Here is a 21,221-nt window from a genome sequence, read left to right as displayed (position 1 = left end):
GTATGGGCTACTATTCCGCTGATTAGATTGCCAAGATAGAGCTTTTAATATTTACTTATTCTAAAGACTAGTTCAACTTCTGGCTTGCCCGCTAAATGATGAGAGGGCGTGCTGTTTATCTTTTTCTTTAGCCTGATTTCTTAAATACTTTATTACAATTTACTTCCTTTACAGAAATAGTTTTAAGCGCTACTATAATGTAGAGTGATATTTAATCATAAGTCTTTAAAATGGAGCCTGTTAAATGGTTAATCATGATTCCTCTCTTCCCTCTTTGCCACGCAAGAGCTTTACTATCATTTGGCGGACTTTAATCACGTGCCTCTTAGCCGTTTTAGTCGGTATAATTTTTTTACCCTCTATTCTTTCCACCAAGTGGGGGAATAAACAGCTAGAGAGACTAATCAATTCTCATATTGCAGGGAAAATAACTTTCCAACGTTTAACGCTGAGCTGGTTTGGAGAGCAAACATTAGCAGATACTCTTCTTTTCAATAACGAAGAGCAAAAAATTGGGTCATTAGATAGAGCTGCTGCAAAAACTCCTCTTTGGAAGCTACTTTTTAATCAGGGAAAAAATGGAAATTTCGAGTTTAGCGGGCTAAATGCAGAAATTATTCAATATCCTGAAGGCCGTACAAACATTCATTATGCTCTGCAAGCTAGAAATTCTCCTAAAACATCCCTTGAGCAAAAATTATTAGTAATTTTATTAAAAGACATGTGTCTATCTACTTCACTAGAAAAAGATAATCATATTTATATAAGTGGACATACTGTTCAAGGCCAGCAAGAAGGTTTCTTTAATCTTCAAGCTTCCATAAACAATCAAAAAAACAGCTCTAAATTTTTTATTTCCCACCCTTTCAATTCTCAGCCCATAGGTGCTATTCAATTGCAGGTGGAAGCAAGAGATTTCCCCGTCAGTTTATTAGATGAAACAATAGCCCTTTTAGATGCCCGCTATCGCGGCCTATTAAGGGCGTTTTTAGGAGAGACATTAAATTTACAACTTCATCAATCTAACAGCGCAGAGGGAATGGGCCTGAGGTTAAATATTAAATCACCTTGGGTGCAAGGCATGATAAGTGGCTTATTAAAAGATGATCGCATCCTTGTAAAAGAATCGGACTTTATTGAAATTAATTTGCAGCCTCATTTTGTAGATCTTATTAACCAGTTCGTTTCAGATAATAATAAATTTCAGCTCAAGCAAGCTACCAAAGGACATTTTAACCTGAATGCCATGGAATTGGTGGTTGCTTCTGAGAAAAAAAGTAAGAATTACATCGATGTTATCAATTCTTACATGCAAGCAAAGTTAGTCATTGATCAGGCTGATTTATCGTTCTCACAGCCAATAGGAAATATTTCTTTGAAAAAATTTAATCTCATGCTTGATGCATTAGATAAAAGCAGTAAAATCATCCTTAACATTGATAGCCAGATCTTAAGAAATCATTCACTTACTCAAATGAACTTCAAAGGGCAGTTAAATAAGACTTTTAAGCCTAAAATTGCTAGTTTGTTGAAAAATGCAGAAATGTCATTGGATCTTAAAGGGCTTCCGCTTTTACTTGTGGAAGAGATTAGTAGTCATCGTCATTTACTTGTAGACACTTTAGGTCAGACTTTTGATGCGCAAATTAATTTCTCTTATAAAGACTCCCCTCTTCTTGCTCTTAAATTTGCTTCCGACACCCTTGACATGGATACTATCTACTTAAACTTCTCACCTCATCTCACCTTAATCGAGCCTACCAAGATTAATTATCAGCTTCCTTCTTCATTATTAAATAAATGGGTTCTCCATAAGTACTCTTTAAAATCTCAAGAATTAGTACCCATGGTAGTTATCCTAAAAAAGATGGAAATACCTACTCTTGATATTGAAGGATTAAAAAAAGCAACTCTTGCTGCTCAGATCAGTATCCCACAAGTTAATCTCATTAACTTTAACAATGAAGGGCTGCTTGAAGTTACCCACATTCAGGGAGAAATGGAAGGAAAGCCGTTAGCAAGGAGTAGAACAACTTTTACAGCTAAATTGGCTCCTCCCCCTAATAATCTGTCTTTAAAGCATTTGCTAGGAACGGAAGCTGATCTGCAGTTAATTGCTGACATAGATAATAAGCCTGCAGGAGTGATGATAGAAGAACTTAAAGCAGAAATTAATAGTTCTTTAGGGCAAGCCCAATTCATCGGACGCTTAGAAAATTTCGAAAAACTTTTTCTTACTTCCCCTGCTACTATTAGCTACACCTTGACGCCTAAGGCTCTAAAGGCTTTAAGCCTTAACACCACCTCTTTAGAGGAGCCTTCAAAAATTTATATAAGCATGGAGGTAGACAAAAAGGGCATCAATTTTCTGGACTTAACATCTTCAAATTTTAAAGGATTGATCAAAATTGATCAGCTCAACCTGTCCGAAAACGCGGGCGCCATTCGCCATTTGTCTCTACCTTGGGAAGTTAAGGAGGTTGATAATAGCATTCACCTGCAAATCGAAGGTCTAACTAACTTGTATAGTGCCCACGAGGAGGGCTCGATAAATGGCTTAATTCGCCTAACTAACTGGAGAGAAGGAGGCCAATTAAATTTTTCTAAAATGCAGCTAAAAAGCAAGCTTCAACTTGTTAACTTTCCTGTCATTCTTTTAGAAAAAGCTAGTGGATATCAAGATTTGAGCATGCTTATAGGAAAATCATTTAATATGGATGCTTTGCTTGATCTTTCAAATTTTAACCAGCCAGAAGGCGATATGCAGTTAGCATGGAGTGGCAAAGGAACTAAAGGACAAGGAAATTTTAAAATTCAAGACGGAATGGTCATAGCCAAGACTAGCTCTCCATGTACCGCCCAATTTACCTTAACTCCCGAGCGCTTTCAGATCATTCGTCAACGCATGCTAAATCCCAATAAAAAATCACCACATGTTATTTTAACCGATTCTTCCACAATTTTATTAGACATAAATTCCCTAGCCTTTCCCTTGCATGCTAACGACCATCCCCATTGGTTAAAAGCAAGTATTAGTTCTCACATCTACGTGGATCATTTAAATATTGACGATAAAAGCACTCCTAGCCATGTGTGGATCAAAAACATTCGAGGAAAAGTTAAAAGTCAGCAGCTAGCCCAAAGCATTGCTTTTTCTTTGGAAGGAGACCACGGTGTCGCATCCGATCATTCCTCTCTTCCCTTTTCAGTCATGGGTCAAATGAATCATTTATTTAGCTCATCTGGCAAGTTAAACACGGATCATTTAACAATGTCGCTTGAGGCTCAATGTAAGCAGTTTCCTGTCAAAGCTTTAACTCAATTTGCAAGTGTGGGAAATCTTTTACCTCAGCGCATTTCGGCCATTTTAGGCGATTATGTGAATGCTGATGTACGTATAAAGATTGATCGTCTGCATGGGCCCATTATTGCTAATTTAAATGGAAAAAGAGGAAGTATAGCTTTAGATGCAACCTTAAAAAAGGGTATTTTAACCCTTAATCAAGATTTTCATACTCAGATAACTCTCACCCCCGAATTAGGTAAATATGTATTAGAAGATATTCTTCCTTTAACTAAAGGATTGATTGGGTCTGACAATCCTCTTAATATTAGTATTAAAGCGGAAGGATTTAGCTTACCCATCAAAAACTTTGATATTAAAGCGATTAAAGTAGGCGCTGCTTCTCTAGAACTTGGAAAAGTACGTTTTAAGAAAGGGGGGCAGTTAGGCTCTATTTTAAGCCTGTTTAATACTAGTAAAAGCGATAATATCTGCGTTTGGTTCACACCTTTATACATAAATATGCAGGCAGGAAAGATGTTCTTCCAGCGTATGGACATGCTAATTATGAATTCCTACCCTATTGCTACGTGGGGAAGTGTAAATCTGGATAAGAACCGCGTGGATATGACAATTGGCCTGACGGCTCAATCTTTAATTAACGGCTTTAACATTACTGGTTTAGCAAAAGATTATATGCTACAAATTCCTTTTAAAGGCAAAATTAACAATGCCTCTATCGATACAAAGAGAGCAACAGCAAAAATTGCGGCTTTAGTAGCTGCTAATCGAGGGCCTGAAGGAATGTTAATTGGTACTGCTCTGCATATTGCTGCAGGAGGCTTAAAAGAGGAAAAAGCTCCCGCTCCTACAACTCATCCTTTGCCATGGAGTACAGAAAATGGAACGCTAAGTTCAGAAGAGGCATTACCACCTAATTCCAGTTCTTCTACCCATCCTTTACATAAAGTAGAAGAAAAAGCTTCTTCTTTGTTGCGTAATCTATTGCCTTTTTAGGTTCAAGGGCTCTTAAAAATGTACGCAAAAATACTTTTAACTCACCTTACACACAGATGAGTTGAAAAAATTATTCTAAGGGTATATTTTTTTCTTTGAAATGAGGAGAAAAAAAATGAAACTTGATCTTCTTGATATTTATACAGATTATCTTATCAGCCAAAACCAACAAGCAACAGTCACAGGGCTATCGAATCTTTTAGATGGCCAGATTAGCCATGACAAAATCATCCGTTTTCTTAATAACAATCCTGGCGGATCAAAAGAATTTTGGCAGTATGTTAAAAAGCAAGTGCGCCATCTAGAGCAAGATAAAGTCGGGAAGCTATTTCCCACCGCCTGTAAAAGCGGTGCCAATACCAAAGAAAAGTGGTGGAGAAAGAATCTTGGGAATACCTACGGTAAGTGATAGACTAGCTCAAATGGCCTATCAAGAACTGCAAACTTTACAAAGAAATTCTATGTCTGCGTAAGATGAGCTCTTAATTGCCGTCCAAAAACCCAAACTAGAGGTTATCTAATTGTTTTCGCCATATAGCAAGCTTTTTAGGTGATTTTTCTCTTATTTCCTCGTAGTTCAGCATTAATTTATCCTTGCAGAAATAAGTTGTTGTCTTGTCAGAAATTTGAAGTTGCTGGCCTTTAACTGAAAAGCTGTTTGCAGCAAAGAAACAAACGCTAGCGATTAAAGGAAATGCTTCAATGCTCATTTTTAATAAAGCCTTCTTATCAACTTTTTTGAGGCCCCCGACAGCATACCATTTGTCAATAGGGCCACCCTCTTTGAAAATTTGGACGAGAGCATTTAAGGCTTTATTAGCAATTTCGTCTCCTTGCTGTGCCACTTCTCCGAGGGCATTGGCAGCATGCCTTTTGGCAGTATAATCGCCCTCCTTGAGAATTTGGATAAAAGCGTCTACCGCTTCCTTAGGAAGCTTGCCTCCTTGCTCTGCCACCATTCCTAGAGCATCGGCAGCAGCATATGTGGCATCGCTATCCCCCTCTTTGAGAATTTGGATAAGAGCATTTAGTGCTTCCTTAGGAAGCTTTTCTCCTTGTTTTGCTACTGCTCTTAGGGCATCGGCAGCACGCCTTTTGATACCATAATCGCCCTCCTTGAGAGCTTGGATGAGAGCATCTAACCCCTCCTTAGGAAGCTTGCCTCCATGCTTTGCCACTACTCCTAAAACATCGACATTAAACATTTTAGCAGCACGATCGCCTTCCTGAGGAATTGGGACAAGAGCATCTACCGCTTCCTTAGGAAGCTTGCCTCCTTGCTCTGCCACCATTCCTAGAGCTGTGGCAGCAGCAGATATGGCATCACTATCCCCCTTCTTGAGAATTTGGATGAGAGCGTCTACCGCTTCCTTAGGAAGCTTGCCTCCTTGCTCTGCCACCATTCCTAGAGCTGTGGCAGCAGCAGATATGGCATCACTATCGCCCTCCTTGAGAATTTGAATGAGAGCATTTAGCATCTCCTTAGCAAACTCGCCTCCTTGCTCTACCACCATTGCTAGAGCATCGGCAGCAGCAGATATGGCATCACTATCCCCCTCCTTGAGAATTTGAATGAGAGCATTTAGCGCCTCCTTAGCAAACTCGCCTCCCTGCTCTGCCACCATTGCTAGAGCATCGGCAGCAGCAGATATGGCATCACTATCCCCCTCCTTGAGAATTTGAATGAGAGCATTTAGCATCTCCTTAGTAAATTCGCCTCCTTGTCCTGTCGCTAGTGCTAGAGCATAGGCAGCAACATATGTGGCATCGCTATCCCCCTCTTTGAGAATTTGGATAAGAGCATTTAGTGCTTCCTTAGGAAGCTTGCTTCCTTGCTCTGCCAATGTTTCTATATAATAGGCAGCAATACATGTGACATCACTATCCCCCTCCATAAGAATTTGAGCAAGAGCATCTGCCGCTTCCTTAGGAAGCTTGCCAATTTGCCCTACCACTATATTTAAAGCACGGGCTGCAGTGTCTTTAGCACCATAACAGTTATCACGGTCCTTAAGAATTTTAACAATCGATCTTACTATTTCTAGACATAATCTTTGCTCTTTTGCTATGAGGTTTGCTAAGTTCATTAGCATGAGTAGCATGTTTTTTATGGTGTGTGGGTCAGATAATAATCGTTCGATAGTATGCATTATTTTAGGATGATTAAAAAGGCTTTTATTCCTAAGCAATCCTTCAAAGTCTAAACCTAACAAGGAGAGATCTATCATATAGTCTTTTACAAGCTCTATGAAACCCTCGTACTGCCTCACCTGAGTAGGATTTTGGCACTCTTCAAAACAACTCGCAATCAAATGGAGTTCGCTTCTGACAGCTAGGTCGTGAGGTCCAGCAAAAAGGTCATCAAAAAAGGATTGTAGCGGGCTTGAATTTAAATAACGTCGATTACGTGAAGTAGACAAGGAAAGATATCCCGCAATCATGCGCAAGACTAGGATATAACGGGGCTCAAACTTATAATTGCATAAAAAACTTTGACATGCTTGTCTATTTTCTCCTTGCAGATATTGATTGGCAACTTTTGAAGCGGTTAGAAATTCTTGAAAGGTTAAGTGAATAAAATACCCTTTTCCTTCAGGAATGCGAAGAAGTCCACAATCGGCAAGCTCATTGGATGTGATTGCGTTGCCTCTAAAGTCATCGATCTCTTGCTTTCCTAAATAAAGGGTATTGTTTTCCATGGCAAAATCAGCCATTTCTTCAAAAGCTTTGGCAATTTTGGCTACTTCTTGATTATAACGCAGGTTTTTCTCTGTAAGAATTTTCTCCTTAGTTTGACTGGATTGGCCTTGATCAATTCTTCTTAATAGAAACCATTTATACATCCAGTTAACAATCCGTTCGTAAATAGCCGTCATCGTAATGGACTGAGTAGAATCAAAAACCTCTGGATCTTCGTTAAAGAGGCAGCAAAGAAGAGTCAAGTTAATGGGAATTTGAGCAAGACTTAAGACCTGGGGAGAGCTTTGTAATAAGTGGTAAAGTTTTTGTTTTTTTTCTTCTGCTTGAACTTGTCTGAAAAATCTATCGATATAACGTTCGACCCCTTCTTTATCAAAACCTAAAAGCTCTAGCTCACAAGAACGGTTAAAAGAGCAGCTTCCAGGTCTTGAGGTAATTAGAATATGGGGAAATAACTCTTTTAGCTCCTTAAAGGCGGTAGCCAGGCTTGTATTTCCTTGAGCTTCTGCAGAAAGTTCATCATAGCCATCTAAAACAAGAAGAGTTTTCTCCCGTAAAATGGCATTGTTTATACAAGCCTCAATTGCTCTTGAATCAATTTTGCCTGCATATTCCCTAGCAATAAGATCAGCGGGAGTATACTCTGTATCAGCAGGATATTTCTTTAAAGTAAGGTTTCTTAAAGGAATCCAAAAAAGATAAGAAAAAATGCCTTGCCAAAGCTCCTCTTTTGCCCAGCGATAGGCAATATAGTGGCATAAAGTGCTCTTACCAATTCCTGCTGCGCCTTGAATGTAAATTCTTTTAGCATTTTCTTTTTCAAGGCTTTTGTGCTCGAAAAGCTTTTCAATTTCAATATTTTGTTTAGGTTCGTAGATGGTTTCAAAGGTTGGGATGCGATCATCTTGTATTTGCTGGGAATGTTTATCAAGTGCTAGGTCACGCACTCTTCTTTCTTTGCTTTCAATGATCCCTAAGCGTACATAAATGTCTTCTAAAGGAACTTTAAATTCCCACTCTTGCTCTGCTTTAATTCTAAAAATAGAAAGGGTTTTTTGAGAAAGGTAAAGGCTTCGAAGAGAGTTAATGAGAGTTTGTGGATTGAGGGGTACTTGAGACAAGGGCTGCAATGCATGGTATTGAATAATAGGGCTAATAAGCAGCCTTGCATTTTGCTCTAAATGGATTTGACTAGCGTTAGCCTGGACCTTAAAATGTCCAGGCGTGGCTTGCAAAGCTGTAAGACTGTGCTCACAACCATCTACCCCATCAGCAGAGCGTTGTACTGATGGGCTGCTTACTTTGGGTTGTTTCCAAACACCCCTGTAGCTAACAATTGAGCAGTTTTTTCAGAAGGATTGGCCACTACCGCGGATTGAGAATGAGAGTCTTGATACATATGGCTTACTCTTGCTTTTCCTCCATTTATACCCATTACCAAGTTTTTTGCATGTGGGCCTATCCTATGATGTTCATCTATAGCACTCCCTTCAGAGGTAGGTTCTAGAAGCTTGGGAGTTTGCAGAGGCACTGGAGTGGGAATAACGGATGGTGAATCTTTTATCCCTTCTTTTTGCTCAGCTTTAAAAAGGATGCGTGAGTTTTTTCCCCATAGATAGCCCTTTTGCTCTAATCTAGAAGCGCAAACCAGGCCAATTAATTTAGCGCTAATCGATAAATAAAGCTTTTTCTCCTGTTCAAAATAACGCGTTTTTTCTTCTTCGGTAGAAAGAGCACGTAATTGTTGTATTAATTCAAGTGTTTTTCTAGGTTTTTCAGCATCTAAAATCGTAGGGTTTGATTTAATACGCTGGATAATTTTTGCTTGATCATTTAGAAGAGCTAACTCTTCCTCTGTAAAAGTGAGATAAGCATTGTGTCTTACCTGTTTAGCTTTAAGATAGGTAAACTTAGGTAAATCCTTTCCTTTTCTACCTTGTGCTAAACGATTTATAATCCTGTCTTCCAGCTCTGCATTGCATCCACTAAAAATAAGATTAAAAAGCCGCTGTCCATACTTGGCTGTATAATAAGCGACCTCTTCAGAAGAATAACCTTTATGAATTAATTCTTTACTATGTAAAAGCTTAAAGCCTACTTGCTGAAGAGCCGAGCCTAATAGGGTTTGTTGCGAGATAGGAAGGTCTGCGGCACCGCTTTGCCCATTAACGACATGATACACAGCGGACCGACACACATAAGCTTCATTGGCAAATGTGCTGGCTAGGATTTGAGAAAATTGATGCTTTATTTGCAGTTGAGCTATTTCTATGATTTTTTGGCGTAGTGAATCTTTTAACTTACGGCAACTTTCTTCCAATACAGCGCAATTCTTTTGCTTTATTTCAATCAGCTCTTGGATATCTTCATCGTCACTATTATGGTCTAATTTTTTTAAGTCGGCCAGCTTTTTATCTAATGTTTGCTTTTTTGCCTCTAATTCATCCATTAAAGGTTTCTTTTTACTCTTTAAAGCAAGGATTTGTTCATAGCAATCTGTACATTGTTCTAAATGCTCAAAATAGAGTCTGTTAAGGGCGGCAATTGGAATGTCGTGTGCTCGTACTGGTAGAGGATCTAATTGGCTTAGCTGCTGTATTTTATCATTAAGTTTGTTTAGATAATGATTGTGTATGTTTTCTACCCCTTGAAAAATGGCATCATAATCTTGCTGACAGAGCGAGATGTGGGTTTCTTGGGCATCTTTAGGCAATTCTGCTTCAAGAATTTTACCTAACCTTTTTTTAACAAAATCTTTAAATGCTTGCCATTCCTCTTGCTCCAAGCTAGCATGCAGGGAGAATAAACTTGCCGCCATTTCTTGAACATGTTTTTGATATTTATACTCTTTAAATATTTTGGCAAATTCTTCTTCAGAAAAAAGCCTCTCTCCTTGAATTAAGGGATTATTTTCATTATCATGAAGAAATTTTGGGTAGATTTCTTTATCTTTGGCTATGGTATCTGTATATGCATTTGAATCTCGTTGGGAAGCAGAGGTCATCTTAAATAGTTCTTCGGAAATGCTATAAAAACCATCAATAATAGCGTTGGTAATGCGACCTTCATAATCGAGTCCCTCCTTTTTAACTTTTGCTTCTGCATGCTCAAAAAAAGAGTTTTCTCCTGTAAATGTGGTCAGAATAGAAGTATCAATATCAGAGGTTAATTTGCGACTACCAGGAGCTTTAATAGCAATCTTGCACTTTTGCGACTTTTCTAAACCTGTAGGCACCTGAGCTGTTTTTTGCGTGACTATAAATTCGTACCATTTCGCTGTAAAGGTATACCCATCAGTAGCCGTTTTCGCTATCCTACCTTCTATTCCTGCTGCTAGATTAAAATAAGAAGAGGGAAATATTCTTAAAATTGCTTCTCGGTAGCTGGCATAGTCGACTATATCGCGGTCCTCTATGTGGGCTTGCATCTTTTGAGCAGCTTGCTCCTGAGCGCCCGCCTCTAGGTAAAAAGTTGTGACATATAATTTCTTGAGGGTTTCCCAATCGGTATCTCCTAGCTTTTCAAACCGTTGGATTGCAGGAAAATCTCGTTGAATAGACATAGACATAGTGACCTCTTGGGTTAATTTAATACTATGTTATGAAAAAATGGGCCTCCTAATAAACAAGGAAGGGGTAATTAATTTCTTTCCCTCCTTTGGTTTATTCATAACTTAATGATAGTTAAGGATTTTAGTTTTATGCAAGTTTTTTATTTAACTTGAGCATAGGCCGTAAGCATTAAAAATATTTTTATCAAAGACTTTGATGATCTAGCCCACATTCAGCAAGTTAATTTCCATGAGTATATAATTTCTGAAAAAGGGTCATACACTTGTAACATATGTTTTATATTAGGATTTAAATTAAGGATTAACTCTTACATACCTTCGAGGGTACATTTTATCAAGAGATAAACAGCTTCAAGAACTCGGAAGATCCAACGTAGGGTAGGCATCTTTGTAGGCTTTCCTAATTGATTAACAATAGAGGTAGATAATCTTTGTAATTGTTGACGCAAGTGACGCTGAGTAAGTATATAGACCAGCAAGCAAAGACATATAATCATGGCTAAAGCTATAATCCTTTGCTCATTTTTAAGGAATGCCAAATAGATCTAGTAACGAGCAGATGCCCTTGCTGCCATCTACAAACACGCCCTGAACTTAAAGAAAATGAGCCATTCTTGCTCGGCCCTAGATTGGAAGGTTTTATTAATCTGCTGATGGGCCAATTTTTTTTAACTAAGTTTAAAATAAAAAACCATGATTGTTTAGATCATGGTTTTTAAAATTTCAGGATAGAAATAAGGGCGTCAATTAATCGTAATTTCTATCACGATTAGAACGCTGTCCTCCTCTAGAATAGGAATCTCCACCGTTGCCACGAGGGCTTCTACTGTCACGGCCACCACCTGCACCTGGCTGGCGCTCTTGGGCGGGACTTAAATGAAGATTACGCTCTAAGAAAGGCTTTTCATTAAGTTCGTGAATGCATTTTGCAGCTTCATCATCAGCTTCCATTTCTACAAATCCAAAACCTTTAGATTTGCCTGTATACTGATCTTTAATAATTTTAATTGAGACAACAGTTCCAAAAGCTTCAAAAAGAGGCTTTAAAGTCTCTTCGCTTGCTTTCCAGGATAAATTGCCTACAAAAATTTTCTTCATATGGACTCCGTTTGAAATATTATAATAATTTTTTACTGTATTTTTTTATGTTTAAAAGCAAGTATTTAAAGGTAAGAAGAGTTAGCATTAGGGTGGTAAGCAACCGCTCTTCTTTGCTAACTTTTACTTAAATGCTTAGTTTATAAATTTTTAGATCCTTGTGGCTTACAATCGTAAGGATGTGAAAGAATATTAAAAAAATTTAGCATGAATTCTAGTAATTTAATAAAGTAAGATTATTTTATATAATTGATAATGCTTCTATTTACCTGTATTTCTAGCTTCTATACTTTATTTAATAACTAAATCTGCCTACATCGTTTTATTCAAGCTGCGAAGTTAAAAAATTGGAAAAACCATGGCTTAAACCATGGTTTTTAGAAATCGTTTAAGATCGATAATCTTATTACTCAGATGCAAAAGATCTATCTCGATTAGAACGTTGACCACCCCGGTGATAGGAGTCCCCACCGTTGCCGCGAGGGCTTCTATTATCACGACCACCACCTGCACCAGCTTGACGTTCTTGGGCGGGGCTCAAGCGCAAATTACGCTCTAAGAAAGGCTTTTCATTAAGCTCGTGGATGCATTTTGCAGCTTCATCATCAGTTTCCATCTCAACAAATCCAAAACCTTTAGATTTGCCTGTATACTGATCTTTAATAATTTTGATGGAGACAACAGTTCCAAAAGCTTCAAAAAGAGGCTTTAAAGTCTCTTCACTTGCTTTCCAGGATAAGTTGCCTACAAAAATTTTCTTCATATGGACTCCATTTTGGGTTGGTTAACAACTGCAATATTAAAGGAGAAAAAGAGAGATCTAAAAAAAGCTCTTAAGTGCTAGGAAAGAATGATTTATAAGATAAAGGCTATTGGTACAAGCCCTTAGACCTTATAAGTAAACTCTGTTGGGAAATCTTGGAAATTTGACATCTAATGAAGCCCAAACATAGTCCAAGAGAAGATTAAAAGATTTAAAATTCTCTAGTTTCATAATTTTTCTTACGACTTTAAATACTTATTAGATACTAGCTCGCCTCATTAAATTGCAGATACTCAAATTATCAGCTTTTTTTAGATTAATGTCTACAGATTTGTAAAATTATAATTTTTAGCCTAGCTGATTCTTTTATAAAAGTTTTATCAGCCTACTGAACTTTATACTTTAATTTTTGAAAATAAAGAAATCTATTCACAAAATCTTCTGTTAAACCATTAAGAGTTTTAGTTAATAAATCGGAAAAATCTTTTTTTGGTGAAGTAATCAGCTCTTGTTTCTCCCAGGTAATTGCTTGATAAATAATTCCTTTTTCCAAAGAGACACGTTTTAGAATAACAGGTTCAAATAAACGACATGAACAACTAGCAGTATAGAACTGGTCGATAGAATCAACTAACACTAGGACATGAAACAGAGGTAAGAAAGGCTGGTTAGCTTCATGCAAAGTTGTTGAGCTAATCCCTATTCTGGCAAGTTTTTCTTGAATATGCCCTTTCACTTCTTCTTCATTAATGTCAAAATTCTTATTCTCGCCCTTCACTAGCTCTAAAGTTATGCGAATATTTGGTTTTAAGTTATATAAATTATCGCTTCCCACCCACTGATTGTCTTTTAAACTTACGATCCCTGGCAAGGTAAAAGGGAAGCCTTCACTTGTAGAGATAGGATTTAAAGGCTTTTTAAAGGAAATAAGGGGAGCTTTTAATGATCCAGAAGCTTGAGCAGTAGAAATAGCCGAAGGATGGTGATTAACTGAAGAAGAAGGTTGATCTGCACACACCATACTCGCCTTCAAATGCACCGCTAAAATAAAAGCATAAACTATTCTTATCATAGACTTCCTTAAAATATTAGTTTTTCGTAGAAAAAGACAAAAGACTAGGAGAGCTATCCTTATTTATTTTAAAGGATTTAAAGAAGTATTCGAATTCTAAGCTAGGATCAGCTGCCGATTTAGACAATACGGATAAAACATAGAGTTTGTTTTTAGCTAAAAAGGCACGTCCTTTAATAGTATAAGACTCATTAGTAATTAAAAATTCTACATTTTTAATATCCTCTAGGCTTCCTTGCTGAAACTTTTCTAATCTGTTTCCTGGGTTTGATACCACCATATCATCGACAATATTTTTTAAAGCCTTTTCACTATCTCGTATTTTGTTAACGTCTAAAAAGGATATTACACTAATCATAAAGACATGATCATTATTTTCTGAGACATACATCTCATATTGCTTAGATTCTTTAGTTTTACTATCTAAGGCCCGATCGGTAGCGTGCTGGGGTATAGCAGGAAATTTTGAAGTAAAGCTTTTGGAAGCTGGTATATAATCTATCCACCCTTCAAGGACAGGCTCAGAAACGCTGCTATTTTCTTTATAGGAATTCTTTGAAGCCAAAAACATGTCGTCTACAATATTTTTTCCGTATCCATACAAAGTAAAAGCTCCAATTAAACTTACAATAATACTACCCACTAGAAAACTTTTGAACATAGACCATCCCATCCACTTGTTGTATGATTAAATTTTTTTATAACGGATCCCTCATAATGCTACAACAAAAATAAGAAAAGAAAAATTTTTGCTATTTTTATCAGCAGAAAATGCTAGCTAAATTTACTTTACGTCTTTAAAAATAATTCATTTGCTTTGAGTGATAAATAGATAGATTTAAATAAATTAATTAATTGAAAAACAAGGCTTTTATCTTTAATTTTAAGCTTGCTGGAAAGAATAGCTGCTTGGCTTGTATTTGATTAATAGACCTTACACACCGTCTGGTTTTGCAAGAGGAGGAGGAGAATAGATATGAAAGAAAATTTTTCTTTACTCGCACTCATTATATTTTTGCTTTCAGCTTGCCAAAATGAAAAAGTGCCTAAAAAACAAGAAGCTATACTTAGGTTGGCTTGTGAGGAGTCTCCCTCTAGCATGGACCCACGCTATCCAGCTAATTTAATTACTAAAAATCTTTTGCATATGCTCTATGAGGGTTTGATGAAGATAGATCATCAAGGCAACGTTATCCCAGCAGTAGCCCTATCTGTAGAAGTATCTGCTGATTTAAAAACATATACTTTTGTCCTCAAGGATACAAAATGGAGTGATGGCACTCCTTTAACAGCAAAAGATTTCGAACAATCATGGATGAGTGTTTTACTCCCTTCTTTTCCAAGCAAAAATCTTGATCTACTCTATATAATTAAAGGTGCCAAGGCATTTAAAGAAGGAAGTGGCTCTGCAGAAGCGGTAGGCATTAAAGCGTTAGATTCTAAGCATCTAATGATCCAGCTGGAAAATCCTACTCCTTATTTTTTAAAGGCAGTAACCACCCCTCTGTATTTTCCCGTTCATCCTTCTCTAGGATTCGTACAGAAAAAGGAAAATTGTCCCTTAGTCACTAATGGTCCCTTTAAAGTTAGAGAATGGAAACCTTCAGAAAAAATTGTTCTTGTTAAAAATTCCAGTTATTGGGATGCAAAAGTGGTTGCTATCGACGCTGTTGTCTTGTCGGCAATGGATGGAAACAAAGCTTACAAAATGTTTGAAAGAGGAAAGGTGGATTATGTGGGCTCCCCTTTAAGCCATTTACCCTTACAGACTGTGCCGACCTTAAAACACCAAGAGCTATTAAAGCTTAAGCCTGCAGCAATTATGCATGGACTACACTTCAATACCAAAACTAACTTCCTGAGCAATGTCAAAATACGTAAAGCTTTTAACATGGCCCTAAATAGAAAAGTTATTGCTGAGCTGGCTACCCAAGGAACTAACTTGCCTGCAACAGGGATAATTCCACCCCTAGCAGATTGGGAAGCTATAAACTACTCTCAAGACAATGATCTTCCAGCAGCTTGGCAATTATTTCAAGAGGCTTTACAAGAAATGGAAATGGATAAAGATTCTCTCCCTCAGCTTACCTTAACTTATGCTAATACAGACATGCAAGGAACAATTGCTCAAGCTGTGCAGCAGCAGTGGAATCATGCATTTGGCTTTACCATTCAGCTACAAAAGCAAGAACCTGAAGTTTTCGCCCAATCTATTGAAAAAGGAGATTACCAAATTACGTTGAATTCATGGGGTACAAGATTTAGTGATCCTCTAGGTTTTTTAGAAAACTTTAATTATAAAATTTACGATCTCACCCTTAGCCAGAACGAAAACGCAAAATATCTTGATTTATTAGCTTCTTCTTACTTGGAAAAAGATAGCGATACACGTAGAAAATATTTAGAAAATGCTGAAAAACTTCTTATGGACTCCCTGCCTATTGCTCCTTTGCTTTTTGGTTCTTTCCCTTATGCAGAAAGCGAAAATTTAGGAGGTATAGGACTATCAGACATAGGGATTTTAGACATTAAATATGCCTTTTTAAAAGATATAAATGAGGGTCCTCCTTAATCTTTTAAGCCTATTATTAACTTTAGCAATAAGCCTAAGAAGGCAGTCCTGATCAAAAGGAAAAGGCTTTTCAACCTACTCCCCCTCCATTTAAAGGAGTTGCTTCAAGATAACTATCTAAGCGGCTGTTTAAAAACATTGGACGAGGTTCTCTAAATTTTATCTTTTTATTTAGAGATCTCCTTTATGTCCTCAAAAAGCTTTTCCTTTACTTCAATTAAAATATGTTTATCACTTTTTTCTGCTATTACGGCCTATTGCCTCCCCCCTCCTTGCCTAATTTAGAATATCTTTATAAAAATCTTCTCATAAGCGTTAAAGCTTGCCTATCTGCTATTTTTTGTTCATGAGAGTAAAAGGCTTGCTATGGGTGATTTCCTCAGGGCCAAAAAATTGCATAGGGCCAGGATTGATATAATCATCATTTAAGCGCCATTTGACACTTTCTTGCTTAAAATAATTAAAGATAGGACTTGTTAATTCGACTAATGCTTTTTTAATCACCGGCTTAGTTTTTCCATGACGTTCTTCTAAATGAATCATAGAAACAAGAGGCACACCACAAAGTTCCCAATTTTCTATAGGCTCATTCAATTTTTGTATGCATGCCATATAACCAGTTGCTCCCGCCTGAATCAATAATGTAGCTAGATGACCTAAGGTATAACAGTATTGGCTATCGAAATTGGAAGGTAAGCAAGCGCGACCTTCATAACCGCAAAATAGAGGCTGAGGATTAAATTTTACCACGGAAGAATTTTGAGCTAATCGTTTTGTTAACTCTTGACGAACAGTTTCAATAAGAAGACGCTCGGTATCAATTTTAGCTACTTGTACATTGCCATGAGGGTCACGATCCAGCAATAACTGCATTTGAATATCTTCGGGTAAAGTTTGTAAGCTTTGCTGAGCTTTTAAAGAAAGAAAAGCTTTAATATAATTAATTTTTTCTTGGTTAGGTATTAAAGATTCAATTTTTTCAGCATATATTGGCTTTGTGCTTAAGAGGGTATTCAATTCTTTGATTAGGATTTTGTATTCTGGAATAAATTCAATAAGCCCTTCAGGGATCAATATGGCGCCATAGTTTTTGCCACTTTTAGCACGTTCAATTATTAAGTCCGCTATTATATGGGTAATATCTTGAAGAGTCCATCCTTGCGCTTCAACTTCTTCTCCAATAAGAGCCAAATTGGGGTGGGTGTTCAGAGCCACTTCTAGCACAATGTGAGAAGCTGTTCGCCCCATAAGCTTAATAAAAAATGTATATTTTTCTGCCGATAAAGCATCGACAAGAATATTTCCTACAAATTCAGAATATGTTTTTGTGGCCGAATCAAACCCAAAAGAAAGTTCAATAAATTCATTTTTTAAATCCCCATCAATTGTCTTGGGTACACCAATTACTTTAGTAGCCATTCCCTGGCTTAAAAAATACTCTGCAAGCAAAGCGGCATTTGTATTAGAGTCATCCCCACCCACAATAACCAAACCATCGAGCTTTAAATCTTTTACAGTTTGAGCAGCTGCTAAAAACTGCTGGGAAGTTTCTATCTTTGTCCGACCTGCTCCAATTAAATTAAAGCCCCCTTGATTTCGATAAGAAGCTAAAACTTCCGCATTAATTTCTATATATTTATTTTTAACGATACCATCGGGTCCTCCTAAAAATCCAAAGAGCTGGCTATCAACATGCAATTTTTTTAAAGAATCAAACAACCCAGAAGCAATATTGTGTCCTCCGGCTGCTTGACCTCCAGAAAACACAAAGCCTATACGCATAGGAAATTGTTCTTGAATTTGGCTCTTTGCGACTTTTAAGTGAGGTCGCTGATAAGTATGGGGAAAGAGATGTGCTAAGGCAGAATCTTTCACCACTAAATTGCCGGTAGGAATAAGAGCAAGTGAATGGATGTCATTTAATAAAGGCGGTAACAAAGGTTGATATTCCATGCGGATTTTCTGTAAGGTGCTAGGCATAAAAGCTCCTGCTCTATAAATTACTATTTATTTCTTCACAATGTGGCTTTAAACCAATTGACTGTTTCAGCAATAACTAACTCTTGATCATTTTTATGGGTAAAATGATGGTCCCCTTTTGGTATTTTTATAAATTTAGAGGTTGCTCGCGCAGTTGAGCGTTTATTTTCATATAGGTTTGCATGATCTACTTTAACCACGCTATCTTTTAGCCCATGGATATGCAACAAAGGCACATCGGCTAAGGCTTCTAAAGTAGGTGCTAGATCAACATTGAAGAACTCCTCAAAAAATATAGGGCTACCTTGTTGTCCCTCAATGCTTAGCAATTGTTCGCGTACCTTTGCAGGTGTATGAACGTCATGGAAAATGCGCCAGGCCTCTTGCCACTGTTCTGTGTTGTATAGAGGAGCCCATAAAGCAAGGCTTTTAATGTTCTTATGCGAGTGCGCTGCCATAAGAGCTATTGCCGCACCGAAAGAGCGGCCCAAAACACCTAGACGATAAGGATCAATACGGGCATGCTTTTGCAAATAGTTTAAGCTGGCGCCGGCATCTTTTAACAATCCTTTCACACTTGCTTCGCAAAAATCTCCATCGCTATCGCCACAACCTCGAAAGTCTATACGAAGGGATGCTATGCCCCTCTTTGCTAATTCTTTAGCTAAAGTGACAGCAGTGCGAAAACGGCCTATCTTATTCCCTGCTAAGCCATGACACATTAAAATACCAGGAACTTTTTCTCCCTTTAAAGGAAGATGTAAAACACCAAAGAGCTTGTATCCTTCTACTTCAAGAACGATAGCTTCTTTCTCCTCTACTCTTTCCATTGAAATCTTTCCTTTACACTCAAGCATGTTAAAAGCTAAGCCTCTGAGAGCTAAGGCTTATACTTCAATTAACTAATTACAGCACATAGCTCATCTAATAATTCCCTAACAAAATAGACGGGAGAATGCAGATGCATGGCCTGCCTGGTTATTATTTAGCAAGGCCCCTAATATATTGCCCTTAATGCGTACAAGTGCAATAAAAGAGAAATATGCTTTAGAGGCAAAGCTTCTTTCTTCTTCTTAAGCAATCTGATTTACATTTAATTGCACGCTTCAATCGTTAGTTTTTTTCTTTTTTCTTCACTTTTGCAATTAAATTGTCTCCAAATGTTTTATATATTACCTCTATAGACCCTGCTGTCAACAAAAAGATGCAATTATTATCTTTAGCGAATGAAACCAGCGAGCTAGAAGCTCTATAAATAAACATTAAAAAACATTTTATGGGGACTAAACTTCTTCATTTTAATTACAAATGTGGCTTTAAATCTAGCGAGGTAGAAATAGGAGTTGCTTTATTATTTTTACTGTCAATTGAGCGCACTCATCTATAGATATCAGAAAAACACTATTTCTTGGCCACCTTGAAAAAATGGTGCAGTATTTATTAATTAATCGATTTAGTGAATCTCTGTCTAAAGGACCCGTCAAGTATATCCTTTGAAAGACCGTTAGCGTTATTAATACTTTTTACGACCTGATCAATATCCAGCATGGCTTGGTAAGCCTAATCTTCTTTCTTAAAGATTCAAAGGATTTTATGAGTAGTAGAAGAGGCATTTAAAAGCCGATCAAACAATTCTTTTTCAACAGCATAAATTTTTTCCACATTAGATAGCCTATCCAATCTGTTTTTTACGCTTGTATCATGGCTAAAAGTTCTTTTGTTGGCGCTACCTATGCTATTTTCCTTTGTATATTCCACACAGCCTTCCTATATTTTAACTCTTACTCACAGGAGGCATATAAATGCCTACATACTTACGCTTCCACCAATTGCCTGACTCTTTTTTCTCTTGAGGTGTTGTAAAATGGTATTCATAAAGATTAGCCCGCATATATGTAGGAGGCTTATCAGGAAAAGGATTATTTTTCATCAATTTTACAACTTCTGGCGAGTTTTCCATTAATCGATAGATAAAACGTGTAAACCAGGGATTGTGTTTAACTTCTCCAAGGGCAGCAAACCAAAGCTGCCAGTCTAATCGCGGCTGATAAGGCGCTGCCTGGCGAGGAGAAATTTTAAGATTCCCAGGCTTCCATTTAAATTCATATATTTTCCATGTCCTACCATCCTCACTTCCTTGCACTTCAATTTCATAACGCCGAGTAACCATACATGAAAACAGGCCATATTTATTGACAAGATAAAACGGACTTATTATAGCAAAAACCCGCTCTACCGAAGGTAAAGAGCGAAAAAGCTGGACAAGTTGGAAAAAATTTAGCACGATCAAAGATATGGCTGAGATAGAGACCCAAAGAGAAGTAAATAGTTCTCTTGGAGAATTAGGAAGCGGGAGATAGGGTTGCAGCCAGGGCAAATAATTATCTTCCAAAAGCATAAAACTAAGCGCAATAGTAAGCCCATTAAAAAAAGTAAAATTACCTGTTAAGATTAGGATCGATTGGAACAATACAAGGATAAGAAAGGTATAAACTCTGAAGTCTGGATTAGTAAAAATAAAGAAAGGTAAAATAATTTCAAAAAAGAAGACAGCAAGCGTGGATAGTTGAGATAACCATTTGGGTTGATGATGAAAGAAATAAGCTATTTTATTAGGAAGCGGCTGCGTTTCATAATGATATTGCATGGCAGATAGATTCCTCCATTCCTGGCTCCCTAATAGAAATTTCACTATCCCTGAAGAAAACATTAAACGAAAAAGAATAACCCACAATAAAAATACAGCAATAGGTAAAGGAGGCGATTGTAAAGATAAAAGGAAACCGGCAAACCCTACTTCTATCAATAAAACATCCCATTGAAAAGACAAAAAATAAAGAGAAGGAGAAACATAAGATAAATATAATAAACAAAGAATAAAGAGCATCCAGCTAACAGCAAACCCACAAAGCACTAGGCTTGCCCCTATTATTCCTACTAAGGCTACCCCCTTTAGCATCCTGTCACTCGTACTTATCCAAAATATAGAAGGTGTTTTTAAATAATGCTTATACATTTTGCTCCTTCGCATGCCGCTAAAAATCTCCTTCATAGGAAGGATGCCTTTAGACCCATATAAACCTTTTACTTGAATAAATAAGGACCAGAAAGCAAGGAGGTAACATAAACCTAACAATTTGATAAATGCCCACTGCCCTGCTATAA

The 21,221-nt window shown here is 37.3% G+C and carries 13 protein-coding genes and 1 pseudogene; 3 read left to right on the top strand and 11 right to left on the bottom strand.

Annotation, left to right across the window (positions count from 1 at the left end):
- The first annotated feature begins 244 nt into the window (after positions 1 to 244).
- Together DB41_RS03905 and DB41_RS12830 are read left to right on the top strand one after the other, a co-directional pair.
- Positions 245 to 4,300, top strand: coding sequence for a hypothetical protein (locus DB41_RS03905; protein WP_039384548.1), 4,056 nt, complete (start codon positions 245 to 247; stop codon positions 4,298 to 4,300).
- Between the two features lie 299 nt (positions 4,301 to 4,599).
- Positions 4,600 to 4,725 (top strand): annotated as a pseudogene (locus DB41_RS12830) (group II intron reverse transcriptase/maturase); the annotation flags it as partial.
- Positions 4,726 to 4,806: 81 nt separating this feature from the next.
- Here DB41_RS12830 and DB41_RS03895 read toward each other — a convergent pair.
- The 7 genes from DB41_RS03895 to DB41_RS03860 form a co-directional block, all read right to left on the bottom strand.
- Positions 4,807 to 8,235, bottom strand: coding sequence for a HEAT repeat domain-containing protein (locus tag DB41_RS03895; protein ID WP_039384546.1), 3,429 nt, complete (start codon positions 8,233 to 8,235; stop codon positions 4,807 to 4,809).
- Positions 8,236 to 8,297: 62 nt separating this feature from the next.
- Positions 8,298 to 10,568: a hypothetical protein gene (locus DB41_RS03890; protein ID WP_039384545.1), complete on the bottom strand. Its 2,271-nt coding sequence runs from the start codon at positions 10,566 to 10,568 to the stop codon at positions 8,298 to 8,300.
- A gap of 311 nt (positions 10,569 to 10,879) precedes the next feature.
- Complete coding sequence (locus DB41_RS03885; RefSeq protein WP_039384542.1) at positions 10,880 to 11,068, bottom strand: hypothetical protein; 189 nt, start codon at positions 11,066 to 11,068, stop codon at positions 10,880 to 10,882.
- A gap of 250 nt (positions 11,069 to 11,318) precedes the next feature.
- Positions 11,319 to 11,669 carry an RNA-binding protein gene (locus tag DB41_RS03875; protein ID WP_039384536.1) on the bottom strand — a complete coding sequence of 117 codons (351 nt, stop codon included), beginning with the start codon at positions 11,667 to 11,669 and terminating at the stop codon, positions 11,319 to 11,321.
- A 406-nt stretch (positions 11,670 to 12,075) separates the two neighbouring features.
- Positions 12,076 to 12,432 carry an RNA-binding protein gene (locus DB41_RS03870; protein ID WP_039384534.1) on the bottom strand — a complete coding sequence of 119 codons (357 nt, stop codon included), beginning with the start codon at positions 12,430 to 12,432 and terminating at the stop codon, positions 12,076 to 12,078.
- A 385-nt stretch (positions 12,433 to 12,817) separates the two neighbouring features.
- The gene (locus tag DB41_RS03865) at positions 12,818 to 13,504 is read right to left on the bottom strand and encodes a hypothetical protein (RefSeq protein ID WP_039384532.1); all 687 of its coding nucleotides are present in this window, start codon (positions 13,502 to 13,504) and stop codon (positions 12,818 to 12,820) included.
- Between the two features lie 16 nt (positions 13,505 to 13,520).
- Positions 13,521 to 14,165: a hypothetical protein gene (locus DB41_RS03860; RefSeq protein ID WP_039384529.1), complete on the bottom strand. Its 645-nt coding sequence runs from the start codon at positions 14,163 to 14,165 to the stop codon at positions 13,521 to 13,523.
- 315 nt (positions 14,166 to 14,480) lie between these two features.
- Here DB41_RS03860 and DB41_RS03855 point away from each other — a divergent pair, with 315 nt between their 5' ends.
- Positions 14,481 to 16,076, top strand: coding sequence for a peptide ABC transporter substrate-binding protein (locus DB41_RS03855; RefSeq protein ID WP_039384527.1), 1,596 nt, complete (start codon positions 14,481 to 14,483; stop codon positions 16,074 to 16,076).
- 333 nt (positions 16,077 to 16,409) lie between these two features.
- Here DB41_RS03855 and DB41_RS03850 read toward each other — a convergent pair whose 3' ends face one another.
- The 4 genes from DB41_RS03850 to DB41_RS03840 form a co-directional block, all read right to left on the bottom strand.
- Positions 16,410 to 18,056 (bottom strand): diphosphate--fructose-6-phosphate 1-phosphotransferase, encoded by a 1,647-nt coding sequence (locus tag DB41_RS03850; RefSeq protein ID WP_039384525.1) that lies wholly within the window; start codon positions 18,054 to 18,056, stop codon positions 16,410 to 16,412.
- A 35-nt stretch (positions 18,057 to 18,091) separates the two neighbouring features.
- Complete coding sequence (locus tag DB41_RS03845; RefSeq protein ID WP_039384524.1) at positions 18,092 to 18,886, bottom strand: S9 family peptidase; 795 nt, start codon at positions 18,884 to 18,886, stop codon at positions 18,092 to 18,094.
- A 751-nt stretch (positions 18,887 to 19,637) separates the two neighbouring features.
- Entirely contained in the window at positions 19,638 to 19,814 is a 177-nt protein-coding gene (locus tag DB41_RS11610; RefSeq protein WP_155117572.1) for a hypothetical protein, read from the bottom strand.
- Positions 19,815 to 19,830: 16 nt separating this feature from the next.
- Positions 19,831 to 21,072: a lipase maturation factor family protein gene (locus DB41_RS03840; RefSeq protein ID WP_238578419.1), complete on the bottom strand. Its 1,242-nt coding sequence runs from the start codon at positions 21,070 to 21,072 to the stop codon at positions 19,831 to 19,833.
- Between the last annotated feature and the right edge of the window lie 149 nt (positions 21,073 to 21,221).

This window comes from Neochlamydia sp. TUME1 (assembly GCF_000813645.1).
In the GTDB taxonomy this organism is placed as follows: Bacteria; Chlamydiota; Chlamydiia; order Chlamydiales; family Parachlamydiaceae; genus Neochlamydia.
Note: the sequence above shows the minus strand (reverse complement) of the source record. Positions and strands in the feature narration are given on the sequence as shown.

Excerpts from the sequence above, each read along its gene's own strand:
- DB41_RS03905 (WP_039384548.1), top strand. The coding sequence starts at position 245 with ATGGTTAATCATGATTCCTCTCTTCCCTCTTTGCCACGCAAGAGCTTT.
- DB41_RS03890 (WP_039384545.1), bottom strand. The coding sequence starts at position 10,568 with ATGTCTATGTCTATTCAACGAGATTTTCCTGCAATCCAACGGTTTGAA.
- DB41_RS03885 (WP_039384542.1), bottom strand. The coding sequence starts at position 11,068 with ATGATTATATGTCTTTGCTTGCTGGTCTATATACTTACTCAGCGTCAC.
- DB41_RS03875 (WP_039384536.1), bottom strand. The coding sequence starts at position 11,669 with ATGAAGAAAATTTTTGTAGGCAATTTATCCTGGAAAGCAAGCGAAGAG.
- DB41_RS03870 (WP_039384534.1), bottom strand. The coding sequence starts at position 12,432 with ATGAAGAAAATTTTTGTAGGCAACTTATCCTGGAAAGCAAGTGAAGAG.
- DB41_RS03865 (WP_039384532.1), bottom strand. The coding sequence starts at position 13,504 with ATGATAAGAATAGTTTATGCTTTTATTTTAGCGGTGCATTTGAAGGCG.
- DB41_RS03860 (WP_039384529.1), bottom strand. The coding sequence starts at position 14,165 with ATGTTCAAAAGTTTTCTAGTGGGTAGTATTATTGTAAGTTTAATTGGA.
- DB41_RS03855 (WP_039384527.1), top strand. The coding sequence starts at position 14,481 with ATGAAAGAAAATTTTTCTTTACTCGCACTCATTATATTTTTGCTTTCA.
- DB41_RS03850 (WP_039384525.1), bottom strand. The coding sequence starts at position 18,056 with ATGCCTAGCACCTTACAGAAAATCCGCATGGAATATCAACCTTTGTTA.
- DB41_RS03845 (WP_039384524.1), bottom strand. The coding sequence starts at position 18,886 with ATGGAAAGAGTAGAGGAGAAAGAAGCTATCGTTCTTGAAGTAGAAGGA.
- DB41_RS03840 (WP_238578419.1), bottom strand. The coding sequence starts at position 21,072 with ATGTATAAGCATTATTTAAAAACACCTTCTATATTTTGGATAAGTACG.